Here is a 16,131-nt window from a genome sequence, read left to right as displayed (position 1 = left end):
ATTTGATACACTTAAAGGGGAAATAATATGAAGCAAGTGATGCAATGGAAACGTGATGATTATTATATTACAACAGATAAAAGTAAGATTGATGTCAATTTTGTACATAATAACCTTACTCAATTATTTTGGGCTCGAGGTATTGAATTTGAAAAAGTTAAAATTGCGGTAGAAAATAGTGTATGTTTTTTATTATCCCATCAAGATAAAAAAGTTGGATTCGCCAGATTAATAACTGATTTTTCGACATTTTCTTATATTGTAGATGTATTTATTATTGATGAATATCAAAAGAAAGGTTTAGGGCGCTGGTTAATGGAGTGCGTTTTACAGCATCCAGCCGTTACCGATGTGGGTCATGTCACATTGGTAACGTCTTCAGCCAGCTGGCTTTATAAGAAACTGGGATTTAAACCTGTTACAGAGCAAGATTTCGTCTGGACGCTGGAGAAAAGGCAAAAGTAGTCACTTTATTCAATCTAATTTGTTAATTCCAGTCAGTCAATTTTTCCGGATTGCGCATTACCCAGATATCAGAAATACGACCTTCTCTGACAGAGATTGAAATAACTGAAATAATTCGACCAGCGGCTTTTCCAATTAGCCCTGGTTCTCCATTAACAAAACTTTCCTCGAGTTGGAGATCATTTTGGCGTGTGAAAGCGGAAAGGAAAAAATCAATAACTGCATCCCGGCCAATCAGTGGTATGGTCGAAGCACTGACAAAACCACCCCCATCAGTAATAGCATTAACTCGTTCGTCTAGAATAGTAACTAATTCCTGTATATTACCAGTAAGCCATGCCATCCGGAAAGCAGCATTTACTTGAGCATGTACTGCCTTAGAGGAGGGTAATTGCCTTTTCTGGTTAACCCTTTTTCGCCCAGATGAGGCTAGTTGTCGGCACGCTTGTGGTGTTCTGCCTACAATCTCACTAATTTCTTCGAAAGAATATTGAAATACATCATGAAGAATAAAACTGACTCGTTCAGCAGGAGTCATTTTATCAAGGACAACCATTAGTGCCATAGAAACTGAGTGCGCAAAGATAAGATGATCGGCAGGATCAGCTCCTTTACTCAGTTCAGCCGCAGCCCCCCAACTTTCACTTTCTAAAGCTGGTTCAGGTAGCCATTCACCAATATAAATTTCACGTTTTGATTTGGCTGACTTAAGCTTATCCAAGCAGATTCGGGTTAGCGCTGTTCTTTGCCAGGCTATGGGAGAAATGATTTGCTCACGTTCAACTGATGTAAGTTTATACCATCGTAAATAGGTTTCCTGTACGGCATCTTCAGCATCTGGGATGGTTCCCAAAAACTTGTACGCCATCAATTCAAGCTTGGTGCGTTTAGAATACACTTTCTCTGATTCGTTATGACACTTATTCTCAATTAGTTTCCTGTTATTCACTTTTACATTCTCCAATATTGAAATGGTCCAAATTATATGACGAGATACTAGATGAAAATGTCAGGCATCCTCATTTGATAATAGTTAAAAAAATACATTTAAAAGTCTGACATTTTGTTATGGGGATTCGTCTTTATATCAGACTCTACGAAATTTGCCGTCGATCAAGCGGTAACCTGAAGGTAACAGATGTACTCACTAAGGAGATATGTAATGTCCGAATCTGAAGTTATATTTATCAATATTATTGAAGTCGATCCAAAGAATCAGACTGAAGTTATCAAACTATTGCAAGAAGGAACCGAATTAGTTATTAGCAAACGCCCAGGATTTATTTCAGTCTCATTGCTGGCAAGTGGTGACGGTAGCAGTGTTGTGAATATAGCAAAATGGAAAAGTATCGCTGACATTCAGGCAACACAGTCAGACCCTGAATCAGCTGAATTTGCAAAGCGCGTTTTAGCGCTTGCTAAGCCCAATCCGGGGATTTATAAAATTGTCGGGCAGTATTCAGCTTGAAATTATAATTGGAAGCTTTCTTTTAAGGCCTGAGTAAAATCAGGCTTTTTCTTTTAACTCACTCCAGTGGCTGATAATTTGCCCGACGATGCCGTAATCACGGGCTTCCTCTGGTCCCATCCAGAAATTACGGTCAGTGTCTTTTGCCACTTTATCTATAGGGTGCCCGGTGGCTTCACTGATAAGCTGATTTATACGGCCACGCATTTTTAATATTTCTTTTGTTTCAATTTCGATATCGGTAGCTCTTCCCTGAACGCCACCTAAAGGCTGATGGATCATAAATCGGGTATTAGGAAGGCAATAACGATGTTCTTTTTTGGCGGCAAGGAAGAGAGTAATACCTGCACTGGCGACCCAGCCAGTACCAATCATAAGAACCTCTGGCTGAATAAATTTGAACATATCATGCAGAGTATCCCCGGATTCGACGTGTCCACCCTGGCTATTAACAAAAACTTTTATGGGGCTATTATTGAGCTCCTGTAGTAGAAGAAGCTGAGTTATCACTTTTTCAACCAGCTGTTGATTAATTTCACCGGAGATAATTATAGAACGTGATTGAAATAGTTTGTCGTGGAAAAGTGGCGTGATGAGATTATTTTTTTCTAGGCTGTTGTCTGTCATTTTTATTCTCACTTAAAAAATTTTCTTTCTTATAAAGAATATAGCCCTAAAAATTTTTTCTGTAAGTTTATTAATAAATAAGTTTATTTTTGGTTAATTAAATATTTAAGACGTGATTTTCAGTGGAGTAAGTTTGGGGATGATTGAATAACCGCCAGATGATTTTCAATATTCAATCATCCGGCGGGAATTAACTGTATCTATTTATGGTATGAAGGAGTCGTTATGATCTCTGTATAATACAGAAGCTTATTCCTTAACCCCTTCCACAGAAATGATTAACTCAACTTCCTGAGATTTTGGCCCTAAGTCAGTTTTAATATTGAAGTCTTTCAATTTAATTTTACCGTTCGCTTCAAATCCGGCGCGATAACCGCCCCACGGATCTTTACCTTCTCCCATCAGCTTCGTTTGTAGTGTGACTGGTTTGGTTACACCATTGAGTGTCAGTTCACCGATAACTTTGTACTGTTCACCCACTTTTTCCACTTTGGTCGAGGTAAATTTGGCTTCCGGGTATTTTGCTGTGTTTAAAAAATCAGGACTACGTAAGTGTTTGTCACGTTCAGCATGGTTGGTATCTATACTGTCAGTTTTAATGATGACACTAACTTTATCAGCAGTCGGATTTTGGCTATCGAAGGTAAAATCACCATCAAATTTTTTGAAATTACCATAAACCCAGCTCATACCTAAATGCTGAATACGGAACTCAATAAAGGCGTGTTGGCCGGCAGTATCAATTTTATAGTTGGATGCTATTGCTGAGCTTGCACCCATCAATAAAACACCCGCAGTCAGGCCGATTAACGTCTTTTTCAACATAATGATTCTCCAAAATTTATTTTGTGTCTGGCGGGAAACCAAACATTCTTTTTAGCGTACTATCACGATCAATAAAGTGATGTTTTAAAGCAGCAAGCCCATGCAAAAGGGAAAGTACAACAATCAGCCAGGCAAGATATAAGTGGATAATACCTGCGGTATCTGCTTGTACCCCTTGTCTTGCCAGCGTGGCAGGGATTTCAAACCAGCCAAAAACACTGATGGGTTGACCATCAGCGGTGGAAATAAAGTATCCGCTGAATAAAATGCCAAACAGGACGATATAAAGGGTAAGATGAGCCAGTTTTGCACTGATCAGAGTAAGCTGGCTGTAACTGCTCAGAGATTTTGGCGGGGGAGAAATGAATCGCCAGATAACACGAATGACCATGACGATAAAAACCAAGAACCCAATGCTTTTATGCAATTCAGGTGCACGATGATACCAGCCATCATAATAGCTTAATGTCACCATCCATAACCCCAGCATGAACATTCCATAAACAGCAAGAGCAATTAACCAGTGGATCAAAACAGAGACATGACCAAATTGTCTGGAAGTGTTTTTTAACAGCATATCGTTTCCTTATTTTTGATCACTTTAAAAAATATAATCTACTAATACAGGTTATATACCCAAAAAATTTCAAGTTTCGTTGCAGCCAACAAAGAGGCAACCTGAAAGATGCAGGATATAAACATCAATGAAAAACCCAAGCATTATAATAGATGAAAGTTTAGTTCTGTTTCTGTGAATTTCAGACAAATAATTTGTTTAAGAATATCAAAATTTATCAATAATGAATTTAATGAGTTCCTTTTCTGATCGAATAAAATGGAATAAATATATTCATCTTAGATATATGAAAATAAGTTTAATTAATCAAGCAAGATTTCGTATTTATGAATTTGGTTTATTAATTAAAGTTGTTACTAAGTATATATCATTTGTAATTATTTCTGTTGTGAAGATAATTACTGTTAATCTATAAGGTTATTTACTCTTGTGATTAAACAACCACCAATTTGGTAAATGATGGCTGTTTATTATTTATTTAAATCAGTTTTTATTTTTTCCCAACTAAGCGACAAATTGTTTCCGTGACCAGATAGCTTTTTTCAAATGAGCTAACCGGCAAAAACTCAAAACGAGAATGGAAATTCAATGCTCCGGTGAAGTAATTTGGTGTCAGAATACCTCTTGCAGATAAAGCTGAGCCATCTGTACCACCACGCATAGGAATAATATTAGCAGTAATTCCCTGAATTTTGAGTGCTTCAAGAATCAGGTCAATTGCGGTACGGTCGTCACCTAATGAGTCGCTAATATTGCTGTAGACATCTTCGATCTTATAATCTATTTTTGCTCGAGGGTGACGGGCACGGATAAGTTCAATTGACTGAGTAACATAATTTTTACGCTCTTTATAGCTATTGCGGTCAAAATCACGGATGGCCATTTTGATTTTTGCATTATCTGGATTGGCTATTAAGTTCGTAAAATAAAAATAACCTTCCCGATGTTCAGTATACTCAGGTGTATCATATTTATCAAAACAGCCGATAAAATCATATGCGACCCTGATTGGGTTTAATAATACGTTTTTTGCAGACATTGGGTGTGTGGTAATGCCTGTGATTGTCATTTCGACAGAGGCTGCATTGAAGGTTTCATAGATGACTTCCCCCAGTGCACAGCAGTCAATTGTATAAGCAAAATCAACATTGAAACGGGATAGATCCATCAATTTGGAACCACGCAGCCCGATTTCTTCATCAGGAACAAAAGCCACATAGATATCACCATAGTCAAATTTCGCCTGCTGTAATTTATCCATCAGCTCCATGATAACGGTAACCGCAGCTTTGTTATCTGCACCAAGAACACTGGTTCCGTCGCTGAAAATGATTGGCTCACCAATATAAGGGGTAGCTTCTGGATGCTCGCTCGTTTTAAACCAGATATTTTCTTGAGTGTTCAGGCATAAATCTTTTCCCTCATAAAGCAAAGTCTGAGGTTTTATGACTGCCGACAATCCGACATCAACAGTATCCAGATGGGTCACAAAACCAATCTTGGGGGCTGATGGTTTATTACCACGACGTACAGCATAAAGAATGGCGTGCTCATCAATATAAATATCAGCGAGGCCATAACCTTCCAGCTCTTTCGCTAATAATTCAGCTAGATTACGTTGCCCTTCGGTACTCGGTACAATAATGCTGGAGGCATCACTCTGGCTTTCGATAGCTAAATAGCGGTAGAAACGTTGTTCAAGCTGTTGACCTAATTCATTCATTTTTTCTTCCCTCTTGTATTCAATATATGACGACACTATTGTGCAGGGTGCCATGTGTAACCACTGTCGAAACCAATCGGAATATCAAATGCCCAGAATACATAGAGTGTTGCCGTTAAAATAATTAGCAAACCAATGGTGAATGGGAGCATCATTGAGCATAAAGTGCCGATACCCGCATTTTTATAGTATTTCTGGCAATACATGAGAATCAAAGGATAGAACGGGAACATTGGTGTACTGACGTTCATAGCTGAATCACTCACCCGAAAAGCGGCTTGTGTTAATTCAGGAGAAATACCGACAGCCATTAGCATCGGTACAAGTACTGGCGCCATAATTGCCCATTTTGAAGTTGCCGAGGTGATCATAATATTAATGATAGCCGTTAATATGATCACACCGAGTACAGTCAGACCGGATGGCATTTCGAGTGTACATAGCAGTTCTGCACCGGATAAGGCTAATAATGTACCCAGATTTGAATGATGAAATGAATACAGAAACTGAGCGGCAAAAAACACAAAAACAATAAATGGGATTAATGACTGCGTGATGTTTTCCATTGATTTAACGACATCGCGGCTTGAAGTAAAGGATTTCGTTAAATAGCCATAAACGATACCCGGCACAGCGAAAAACAGGAATAAAAGCGGGACAACTATCTGCATAATGGGGGCTTTAGGGCTGGTCATGCTGCCATCCGGTGCCCGCATTGGCGATGTTTCCGGCCATAATAAGGCGATAAGACCTATACCCAGTAATAACACGGTGGATCCGGCAATTCGAAATGCACGATTTTCTTCAGGTGTAATTTTTTCCAGATCTTTGTCAGTATCTGTTTCAATATTTGTTGAAACAGGGCAGTTCTTGTTCAACCAGGGTTCCACAATTTTCTCTGTGATGAACCAGCAGATTAAAATGACACCAAATGTAGCGCCAAGGCTAAAAAAGTAGTTACAGAGCACATTCACATGGTAACCGGGTGCCATCATCTGAGCCGCATCCTGTGTGAAGCTCTGCATAATCGGATCAATGATAGAAGGCGTATAGCTTGCAGTGAAACCACCGGCAAGACCGGCAAATGCGGTAGCAATACCCGCAAGAGGATGCCTGCCACAGGCATAAAACATCATGGCGGAAACCGGCATTAAGATAACGTAAGCTGAATCCGACGCCAGATGTGAAACAATACCGACAAAAGCAACGGTTGGAGTCAGCATTTTGGGGGTAATGAAAGAAAGCATTTTTTTCAATGCTGTTTTTATAAAACCACTACTTTCTGCAATCCCAATTCCCAACGTTGAAACGATTGTAATTCCGAATGGCGGGAAATTAATAAAGTTTTTCACTGTTCCTGTTACGAATAATATAATTTCTTCATATTGGAAAAGATTAACAATAGATATTTTCTCTTTCGAGACGGGATGATGATAATCAAAATTTACGAAGGAAAGTAAAAACGATAAAAGCCAACAGATTATCAGGGCATAAACAAATAACATTGTTACGCCCGGCATAACATTACCTATACGTTCGACACGGTTTAAAAATCCTTTTTTTTCGGGATAAGCACTTGTTGTCATATTTGCAATTTACTCAAGTTATTTGAATAATACGATCACACCGAAGTTCAGCGTTTATTAAAAGAATATCACTTTTTCATTAATTTTTTCCGCATCTTCAATAGGTCTGTTGTCTAAAATATCTAAGGCTTTGGATAAAAAAACTATAGGCTCTATACGACTGATGTCAATATTAAAAGTCAGTTTGATATATATGTTTACTCCGGTAGAAAAAAACTATAATGTTCTCGTGTGTCAATATTCACCATCACACCCAATATATTTTGAATGGTAGTCAGTAAAGCGACATATTCAAATATAAAGGGATTAACAGAGAGAAATACGATGTATACATTATGGATAGCTAATAAAAATTACTCTTCCTGGTCGTTGCGTCCCTGGATTTTACTCAAGGCTCTGAATATTCCTTTCAACGAGCAGTTAAGTTACTTTGAAGATGGTAAAAGTAGCCATGAGAAATTTAAGGCATTCTCACCAACAGGTCTTGTTCCTTGTCTGGTAGATGGTGATATTACAGTTTGGGATACACTGGCTATTACTGAATATGTTGCAGAGGAACATGCTCAGGTATGGCCAGAAGATCGTACTGCCAGAGCGTGGGCAAGAAGTGCAGCAGCAGAAATGCATTCTAGTTTTACTGCATTACGCCAGATTTGTGCAATGAATTGCACAAAAACAATTGCATTAACCGAAATATCCCCTGAATTACAGAGAGATATTTCTCGGCTTGATGAACTTTGGTCTGAAGGGCTAAGCAGATTTGGTGGTGAATGGCTGGCAGGAAATTCTTTCACGGCAGTGGATGCATTTTTTGCACCGGTAGCTTTCCGGGCCAGAACTTACGGGTTGAAATTTTCACCTGCGAGTCAGGCATGGATTGATCGGTTCCTAAAACATCCGGCTATGGTGGAATGGCTGGAAGCTGCACAAAAAGAGCCTGAAATTGCGCATTGATATACCGTTTTTTATCTCCGCTAAAAAATAATAAATTAATTGAGGAGCGCAGGAAATGCGCTCTGATTTCAAATATCACACAATTCATTAAAAAATAAAAAAAAGCTCCGCATTGGCACGGAGCAGGAATGGGTAAAAGTAGCTGGGAAAATGTAGTACAGTTGTATAGTAATATCCTCCTGCTAAACACCGTTTAAATAGGCGCGAGAATGTCGTAATCCGCTAGTATTAATGATGAGAAACCGCATCACGTATTACATCCAGTGACGCTGGGTTTTCTATCAAAGCAATATCACTGGGGGCACGGCCTTCACAAATCGCCTGCATAGTACGGCGCAACATTTTCCCTGAGCGGGTTTTAGGTAATTGTGTGACAAAATAAATACGAGCCGGACGCCCGACACTGCCAATCTTTTTATCGACCAGATCCATCAGCGATTTTTCCAATGTTGCAAAGTGGTCAGCATTCTGAATTTCTTTTCCCTCTTTGAGGACGACAAAGGAAACAGCAGCTTGTCCTTTTACATCATCTTTAATACCGATAACGGCAACTTCTGCAACATCTTCATGACTTGCAATACACTCCTCTATTTCCCGGGTTCCCAGACGATGACCAGAAACATTAATCACATCATCCGAACGCCCTAAAATAAAGTAGTAGCCTTCACTGTCACGAATACCCCAGTCAAAAGTAGAATAAACCTGTTGATCGAAGTGTTTCCAGTAGGTATTCACAAAACGGCGATTATCACCATAAATGGTCTGGATACACCCCGGAGGTAAGGGACCTTTGATAACCACCATTCCTTTTTCGTTATCACCACATTCTTGTCCGGTCAGTTCATTAATTAATTTGACGTTAAAACCGTACATCGGGAAGCCAGTGCTACCAAAACGACCGGGCCTGTCATCCAGTGCTCGTGCAATTGCCATAATTGGCCAGCCAGTTTCAGTTTGCCAGTAATTGTCAATCACAGGGACATTAATGGTTTCAGTAATCCAGCGTGCGGTATGTTCGTCGAGGGGTTCACCTGCCAGATAGAGCGTTTCAAAAGAGGAAATATCATATTGAGCAATATTGTCTGTTGGGTATTTTTTCAGGACTCGAATGGCTGTTGGCGCAGAAAACATTCTGGTGACGTGATATTTTTCCACAATCCGCCACCAAATCCCGGCATCCGGTCGGATGGGCAGCCCCTCATACATAACGGTTGCCATTCCGGCAATCAGCGGGGCATAAACAATATAGGAATGCCCTACAATCCAGCCGATATCTGATGTGCAGAAGAATGTTCCTCCGGGCTTACCGCCAAAAATAATATTCATGGATGTTGCCAGCGCAACGGCATAACCACCAACATCCCGTTGCACCCCTTTGGGCGTGCCTGTTGTCCCAGACGTATAGAGCACACAGGAAACTTCATTAGATTCGAGCCATGCTACAGGGACTTCGGTACCCAGATGAGCCTGCCGTAATGTTGCGAAATCCAGATCCCGGTTTTTGACCCAATTTATTTCACTCAAACCACGGTTTATCATCAATACATGACGTGGTGTATGTGCTGCCAGTTCAATGGCTTCATCTAATAATGGCTTGTAGGGGATAATTTTTCCTCCCCGCGATCCTGCATCAGCGGAAACGACCAGTACCGGCTCTGCATTATCTAATCGGGTAGCAAGACTATGGGCCGCAAACCCGCCAAAAACAACGGAGTGGATAGCACCGATGCGGGCACAGGCAAGCAGGATAAACAGGGCTTCAGCCACCATCGGCATATATACCACGACACGGTCGCCTTTTTTGACACCGAGAGAAAGCATAATCGCGGCTGCCTGATTGACTTCCTGATATAACTCCCGATAGGTGAAGACTTGCTCGGTATTTGTTTCTGTTGAAACCGCAATTAACGCCTTGGCATCAGGCTGACTTTCCAGCCAGCGATCTAACGCGTTGTAGCATAGGTTAGTTTTTCCGCCGCAAAACCAGCGGGCAAAAGGAGGATCACTGTGATCCAGCGTTTGTTCAAAAGGATGCTGCCAATGAATCCGTCTGGCTTGTTCTGCCCAGAAATCGCAGGGATCATCAATCGAACGTCGGTAAAAATCTTGAAATGACATAATTTCTCCTAACGAGATATTTTTCCTGACGTAATATTTTCCTGGTGTAGTGTAAGGATAGTGGTTCTGGAACCAGAACCACTATACACTTCGTCTTTCAAGTTGCCTCTTTGTTGGCTGCGCTCGCTCACCCCAGTCACATAGTTATCTATGCTCCCGGGGATTTACTCCCTTGCCGCCGCGACGCATCTTGAAATCCATTGTGTATAAATAAATTGCAGATTAAATACTGTATAAATCAAGGTACTCGTTTACGGGGATGTCTTTTATATCGTTAAGGTCAAGGGAGACTGACAGAATTTTTTGCTGTTGTTCTTCGGTGAAACGCCGTGCCAGATTGGTTCTGAATTTTTCCAGCAATGCGGGAACACCGTCGGCACGGCGGCGTCTGTGCCCGATTGGGAACTCTATTATGACTTCATCAAGCTGGCTGCCATCATTAAAAGTCATAGTCAGGGCATTAGCAATAGAACGTTTTTCTGGGTCATGGTAATCCTGTGTGAAATTAACATCTTCAACACAGATTATTTTTTCCCGCAGAATATCAATGCGCGGATCTCTGGCAACATCATCTTCATAATCTGCCGCAGTGAGACGCCCAAACAGTAATGGAATGGCAACCATATACTGGATGCAGTGATCCCGGTCTGCCGGATTATGCAGCGGGCCTTTTTTATCAATGATGCGGATGCAAGCCTGATGGGTGCGAATAGTGATTTGGGCGATATCTTCGACAGTTTTTCCCAGCACTTTCAGTTGATGATGTAGCTGCATGGCAGCTTCAACCGCGGTCTGAGCATGAAATTCAGCAGGGAAAGAAACTTTGAACAAAATGTTTTCCATCACATAACTGCCATAAGGGCGCTGAAACTGAAATGATTCGCCTCTAAAGAGAACATCATAAAAGCCCCAGTTTTTGGCGGTTAATACGGAGGGGTAACCCATTTCACCCTGTTTTGCCATCAGCGCCAGACGAACGGCGCGGGAAGTGGCATCGCCTGCTGCCCAGGATTTACGGGAGCCTGTATTGGGCGAATGGCGATAGGTGCGTAAAGACTGGCCATCTACCCACGCGAGTGATACGGCACTTAATATCTGTTCACGATCCAGCCCCATCATTTGTGCAACCACAGCGGTTGAAGCAACTTTTACCAAAACAACATGATCCAGACCGACTTTATTGAATGAGTTTTCCAGTGCCAGACAACCCTGAATTTCGTATGCCTTAATCATGGCTGCAAAGACATCCCACATGGTCAGTGGCTCTTCTCCACGGGCGACGGCATTTCTTGACAACCAGTCAGCCACAGCAAGGATCCCGCCTAAATTATCAGACGGATGCCCCCATTCAGCCGCCAGCCAGGTGTCGTTAAAATCCAGCCAGCGGATGAGTGTGCCGATATTGAATGCGGCCTGTACGGGATCGAGTTCGAATTGAGTTCCCGGTACTCGTACTCCATTGGGAACGACTGTTCCCGGCACAATCGGGCCGAGTAATTTAGTACAGGCGGGGTATTCCAGTGCTTCTAAACCACAGCCTAAAGCGTCTAAGAATGTGTGTTGGGCGGTGACATAGGCAATGGGGGAAACGATGATGTAGTCCATGACGTAATCCACGATATCTACAATCACTTGGTCGTATTCAGGCCGGTTATTCACAACGGAAGTCAGTGTAGAGGCAGGCATAGAGGTAGACATAATCAATCCTTTTGGAAAAGTTGCATTAATATACTGTTTATCAGGGTATTTATTAGCGAGTATCAGCGCTTTTCAATCGGGACAAACGGCAGATTTTCCGGGCCGGTATAATTAGCAGTGGGACGAATAATTTTATTATCAATACGCTGTTCAATAATGTGAGCAGCCCAGCCGGAAGTACGGGCAATCACAAACAGTGGGGTAAACATGGCTGTAGGAACTCCCAACATGTGATACGACACCGCCGCAAACCAGTCGAGATTCGGGAACATTTTTCTCTCATCCCTCATCACTGATTCAATGCGATCGGCAATATTAAACATTTTCAGTGTGCCGGTTTCTTTGGATAGGGTTTGCGCAACCTCTTTGATCACTTTGTGGCGTGGATCAGCAATGGTATAAACCGGATGCCCGAAGCCAATGATTACTTCTTTTCTCTCCAGACGACGGAGAATGTCAGCTTCTGCTTCATCAGGCGTATCATAACGCTGTTGAATATCAAATGAAGCCTCATTGGCACCGCCATGCTTTGAACCTCGCAGCGCCCCGATCCCCCCGATAATGGCAGAGTAAATATCTGAGTTTGTACCGGCAATCACCCGGCTGGTAAAAGTCGAAGCATTGAATTCATGCTCTGCATACAGGATAAGGGAAGTATGCATTGCTTTTTCCCACGATGCCCGTGGTTTCTGCCCATGTAAAAGGTGCAGAAAGTGACCCCCGATAGAATCATCATCAGTTTCTACATCAATACGACGTCCGTTATAACTATAGTGGTACCAATAAAGTAATATCGAGCTGAGGGAAGCGAGTAGGCGGTCAGCGATATCGCGGGCACCAGCAGGATTATGATCCTCTTTTTCCGGCAATGTACAACCGAGAACGGAGACTCCCGTGCGCATCACATCCATCGGATGTGCAACTGCGGGTAGTGCTTCCAGTGCAGATTTAACGCTGCTCGGCAGACCTCTTAATGCTTTAAGCTTGGCCTTATAGGCAGTCAGTTCGGCACGGGAAGGTAGTTTTTCATGGACTAACAGGTAAGCAACTTCTTCAAATTCGCAGTGGGAGGCCAAATCAAAAATATCATAGCCCCGGTAATGCAATTCCTTGCCATTTTTCCCAACGGTACAAAGTGCGGTATTACCCGCTGTAACACCTGACAGAGCAACAGACTTTTTCGGTTTAGTCCCTATAAATTGTTCATTCATGTGTATCACCTCGATTGTTTTTCTGGGAAAACAGGGCATCCAGCCTCTGCTCAAAATCGTAATAGTTGATACTTTCGTAAAGCTCATTACGGGTTTGCATCATATTGAGCACATTCTTTTGCGTGCCATCGCGCCGGAGAGCCGCATAGACTTGCTCAGCTGCCTTATTCATGGCGCGAAATGCTGAAAGGGGATAAAGAGCGATAGAGACATCCACACTTTTTAGTTCTTCAAGCGTAAAAAGTGGGGTGGCTCCGAATTCGGTGATGTTTGCGAGTATTGGAATTTGTGTTTTTTCGGCGAAGGTTTTATACATTAGTAGCTCTGTGATAGCTTCCGGAAACAGCATATCTGCTCCTGCTTCTCTATAAGCTTCAGCTCTGTCAAGGGCAGCATTCAGTCCTTCTACTGCCAGCGCATCAGTACGTGCCATAATGACGAAATGTTCATCATTACGGGCATCAACGGCTGCTTTAATGCGATCGACCATCTCCTCTTTGGAGACAATCTCTTTATTTGGCCGATGGCCACAACGTTTTGCACCGACCTGATCTTCAATATGCAGTCCGGCCGCGCCTGCTTTAATAATAGACTGAACTGTGCGGGCCACATTAAACGCGGAGGATCCAAAACCGATATCTGCATCTACCAGCAGAGGTAAATCGCACACATCAGTGATGCGTCGGGTATCGGTTAATACATCATCCAGTGTTGAGATACCCAAATCCGGCAAACCTAATGACCCTGCTGAAACTCCGCCGCCGGAAAGATAAATGGCCTTATAACCGGCTCGCTTCGCCAGCAGGGCGTGGTTTGCATTGATGGTGCCTACCACCTGTAACGGAGACTCGTCTTTTATTGCCTGACGAAAAGTCAAACCGGCAGAATAAAATCCCATATGTAACTCCATTATTAAAAATGAAACTTATCTGTACTAACTTATTAACAAAGCAAGGCTTATGCCAAAAAGCAGAAATGGGAGGAAAGGATAGGAAATAGATAGGGGTATTTTTATTTTAATTTAATAATCAAATGGATAATTATTTTTTTGCTGTGATGTCGTTTCTGACTTTCTGTTGATTATAATATATACTTGTTTCAATTTTAAACAGCTATGTTTCATTATTGTTTTATTTTGTTTAAGTGAAACGTAATAAAAAATGAGCAGAAAAGAAAAAGGAGGTATATCATGCCAATACATGCCTCAGAGCGTGACAGCAATAAGCCTGTCATCTGGACAGTCTCTATCTCCCGCCTTTTTGACCTTTTTCGCGACATTACACCAGAGTTTGATCATCAGGCTGATATCACACCGATCCACCTTGGTTTTGAACAGGCAGTGCAACATATCCGTAATCGTCTGGAAAACGAACATTGTGATGCCGTAATATGTGCGGGTTCTAATGGCGCCTACCTGAAAAGCAGGCTTTCAGTCCCGGTGATTATAGCCAAAGCCAGTGGTTTTGATTTCATGCAGGCATTGGCTCGCGCCCGGCAAATCAGCTCCCGCATTGGCGTCATCTCCTACCAAAACACCTTACCTGCGCTGGAGGAATTTCAGCAACGTTTTCATCTGCGCATAGAACAACGCAGCTATGCAACGGCAGAGGATGCCAGAACACAGGTTAATGCGTTGAAGGCAGTTGGTATTCAGGTGATTGTAGGAACTGGGCTTATCACCGATTTGGCGTATGAAGCGGGGCTGGTGGGTGTTTTTGTCTATTCTGCTGATTCTATCCGGCAGGCATTTCATGATGCGTTGGATATGGCTAAGATGGCCAGACTTAATCAGGCAGTAATTTCACCTTACCCTACCGAAGATAAACTGCGTATTCGACATACGATCAATGATATTCGGGGCAATTCCGCAGCAATGGAGCGTGTGCGAAGTACAATCACGTTATATGCCCGTTCGACAGCGACCGTATTGATTCAGGGAGAAAGTGGTACCGGAAAGGAGTTGGTTGCACAGGCTATCCATCATGAATATACCCTTCGCTATGGGCAGTTAAAAAGAAAAAATCCCCGGCCATTCGTTGCTGTTAATTGCGGTGCAATCGCCGAATCGTTATTAGAGGCAGAATTGTTTGGCTACGAAGAAGGGGCATTTACTGGTTCACGACGTGGCGGGCGGGCTGGGTTATTTGAAGTTGCGCACAGGGGAACGTTATTTCTGGATGAAATTGGTGAAATGCCATTGCCACTACAGACCCGGTTATTGAGAGTATTGGAAGAGAAATCGGTTGTCAGAGTTGGGGGATATCGTCCAATTGCCGTTGATGTGCGCATTATTTGTGCAACTCATGTTGATTTGGATCAGTGGGTAAGGGAAGGGCGTTTCCGTGTTGATCTGTTTTATCGTTTAAATGTATTGCGTATTAATCTTCCGGCGTTACGGGAGCGGGAAAACGATATCAGTATGCTGGCTCAGGAGTATTTTCGGCGGGCATGTGCGGCTCTTAATTTGCGTGTTTCACCTTTAAGGGTGCGTGAACTTTCTCAGTGTGATGAAGTATTACGGTCTTATCACTGGCCGGGTAATGTGAGAGAACTGCGTAACCTGATGGAGCGAATTGCTCTTTATACGAGTGCTAATCCTGAACAGATATTAACTCCTGCTCTGATATTGTCACTTTCTCCTGAGCGTCAGGTTGAAATTGGCGTCATGAATAATATGCAAGAAATAAAAACTGCGTCTCATTCTCTTACAGAAAAATCACCTCTGGAGCATGATATTTCATTGAGTGATATTGTGGCACATTTTTCGGGTAACCGGCAGGCCGCTGCGGAATATCTGGGGATCAGCCGTACAACACTATGGCGGAGACTGAAGCTGGAGCAGGATAAAAATTAATAAACCCCCTATCTAGGATAGAGGG

Annotated in this window: 14 protein-coding genes; 4 read left to right on the top strand and 10 right to left on the bottom strand. The window is 42.3% G+C overall.

Going from position 1 to position 16,131, the window contains the following annotated elements:
• Nucleotides 1-27 precede the first annotated feature (27 nt).
• The gene (locus AACS90_RS04945; RefSeq protein ID WP_099121941.1) at nucleotides 28-465 is read left to right on the top strand and encodes a GNAT family N-acetyltransferase; all 438 of its coding nucleotides are present in this window, start codon (nucleotides 28-30) and stop codon (nucleotides 463-465) included.
• Nucleotides 466-487: 22 nt separating this feature from the next.
• Here the strand turns inward: AACS90_RS04945 and sigJ are convergent, their stop codons facing one another.
• On the bottom strand, nucleotides 488-1,414 hold the full coding sequence (gene sigJ / locus AACS90_RS04940) for an RNA polymerase sigma factor SigJ (RefSeq protein ID WP_206601841.1): 927 nt from the start codon (nucleotides 1,412-1,414) through the stop codon (nucleotides 488-490).
• A gap of 213 nt (nucleotides 1,415-1,627) precedes the next feature.
• Between sigJ and AACS90_RS04935 the strand changes: the two genes are divergently transcribed.
• Nucleotides 1,628-1,933 (top strand): antibiotic biosynthesis monooxygenase family protein, encoded by a 306-nt coding sequence (locus AACS90_RS04935; protein WP_099121940.1) that lies wholly within the window; start codon nucleotides 1,628-1,630, stop codon nucleotides 1,931-1,933.
• Between the two features lie 39 nt (nucleotides 1,934-1,972).
• On the opposite strand, the gene AACS90_RS04930 is transcribed toward AACS90_RS04935, so the two are convergent.
• The 5 genes from AACS90_RS04930 to AACS90_RS04910 all read right to left on the bottom strand — a co-directional run bounded on the left by AACS90_RS04930 (nucleotide 1,973) and on the right by AACS90_RS04910 (nucleotide 7,271).
• Nucleotides 1,973-2,560 carry an ATP-dependent Clp protease proteolytic subunit gene (locus AACS90_RS04930; RefSeq protein WP_099121939.1) on the bottom strand — a complete coding sequence of 196 codons (588 nt, stop codon included), beginning with the start codon at nucleotides 2,558-2,560 and terminating at the stop codon, nucleotides 1,973-1,975.
• Between the two features lie 249 nt (nucleotides 2,561-2,809).
• Nucleotides 2,810-3,385 (bottom strand): YceI family protein, encoded by a 576-nt coding sequence (locus tag AACS90_RS04925; RefSeq protein ID WP_099121938.1) that lies wholly within the window; start codon nucleotides 3,383-3,385, stop codon nucleotides 2,810-2,812.
• A 16-nt stretch (nucleotides 3,386-3,401) separates the two neighbouring features.
• On the bottom strand, nucleotides 3,402-3,962 hold the full coding sequence (locus AACS90_RS04920) for a cytochrome b (RefSeq protein ID WP_099121937.1): 561 nt from the start codon (nucleotides 3,960-3,962) through the stop codon (nucleotides 3,402-3,404).
• A gap of 490 nt (nucleotides 3,963-4,452) precedes the next feature.
• Complete coding sequence (gene pepT / locus AACS90_RS04915) at nucleotides 4,453-5,685, bottom strand: peptidase T (protein WP_099121936.1); 1,233 nt, start codon at nucleotides 5,683-5,685, stop codon at nucleotides 4,453-4,455.
• Between the two features lie 35 nt (nucleotides 5,686-5,720).
• Entirely contained in the window at nucleotides 5,721-7,271 is a 1,551-nt protein-coding gene (locus tag AACS90_RS04910) for an AbgT family transporter (RefSeq protein WP_099121935.1), read from the bottom strand.
• Nucleotides 7,272-7,595: 324 nt separating this feature from the next.
• Here AACS90_RS04910 and AACS90_RS04905 point away from each other — a divergent pair, with 324 nt between their 5' ends.
• Nucleotides 7,596-8,225, top strand: coding sequence for a glutathione S-transferase family protein (locus AACS90_RS04905; RefSeq protein ID WP_099121934.1), 630 nt, complete (start codon nucleotides 7,596-7,598; stop codon nucleotides 8,223-8,225).
• A gap of 228 nt (nucleotides 8,226-8,453) precedes the next feature.
• Here the strand turns inward: AACS90_RS04905 and AACS90_RS04900 are convergent, their stop codons facing one another.
• From AACS90_RS04900 to prpB, 4 genes are all read right to left on the bottom strand, one after another.
• The gene (locus tag AACS90_RS04900; protein WP_099121933.1) at nucleotides 8,454-10,343 is read right to left on the bottom strand and encodes a propionate--CoA ligase; all 1,890 of its coding nucleotides are present in this window, start codon (nucleotides 10,341-10,343) and stop codon (nucleotides 8,454-8,456) included.
• A 222-nt stretch (nucleotides 10,344-10,565) separates the two neighbouring features.
• Nucleotides 10,566-12,029: a bifunctional 2-methylcitrate dehydratase/aconitate hydratase gene (locus AACS90_RS04895; protein ID WP_099121955.1), complete on the bottom strand. Its 1,464-nt coding sequence runs from the start codon at nucleotides 12,027-12,029 to the stop codon at nucleotides 10,566-10,568.
• A gap of 74 nt (nucleotides 12,030-12,103) precedes the next feature.
• Nucleotides 12,104-13,252 carry a bifunctional 2-methylcitrate synthase/citrate synthase gene (gene prpC, locus AACS90_RS04890; protein ID WP_099121932.1) on the bottom strand — a complete coding sequence of 383 codons (1,149 nt, stop codon included), beginning with the start codon at nucleotides 13,250-13,252 and terminating at the stop codon, nucleotides 12,104-12,106.
• Nucleotides 13,245-14,150, bottom strand: coding sequence for a methylisocitrate lyase (prpB, locus tag AACS90_RS04885; RefSeq protein ID WP_099121931.1), 906 nt, complete (start codon nucleotides 14,148-14,150; stop codon nucleotides 13,245-13,247). Before prpB ends, prpC begins: the two co-directional genes overlap by 8 nt.
• A 291-nt stretch (nucleotides 14,151-14,441) precedes the next feature.
• On the opposite strand from prpB, the gene prpR reads away from it, so the two are divergent.
• Entirely contained in the window at nucleotides 14,442-16,106 is a 1,665-nt protein-coding gene (gene prpR, locus AACS90_RS04880; RefSeq protein WP_099121930.1) for a propionate catabolism operon regulatory protein PrpR, read from the top strand.
• The last annotated feature ends 25 nt before the right edge of the window (nucleotides 16,107-16,131 follow it).

The sequence above is a fragment of the Xenorhabdus sp. KK7.4 genome (assembly GCF_963876465.1).
Taxonomy (GTDB): Bacteria; Pseudomonadota; Gammaproteobacteria; order Enterobacterales; family Enterobacteriaceae; genus Xenorhabdus; species Xenorhabdus stockiae.
This window is presented reverse-complemented; position numbering and strand designations above follow the sequence as displayed.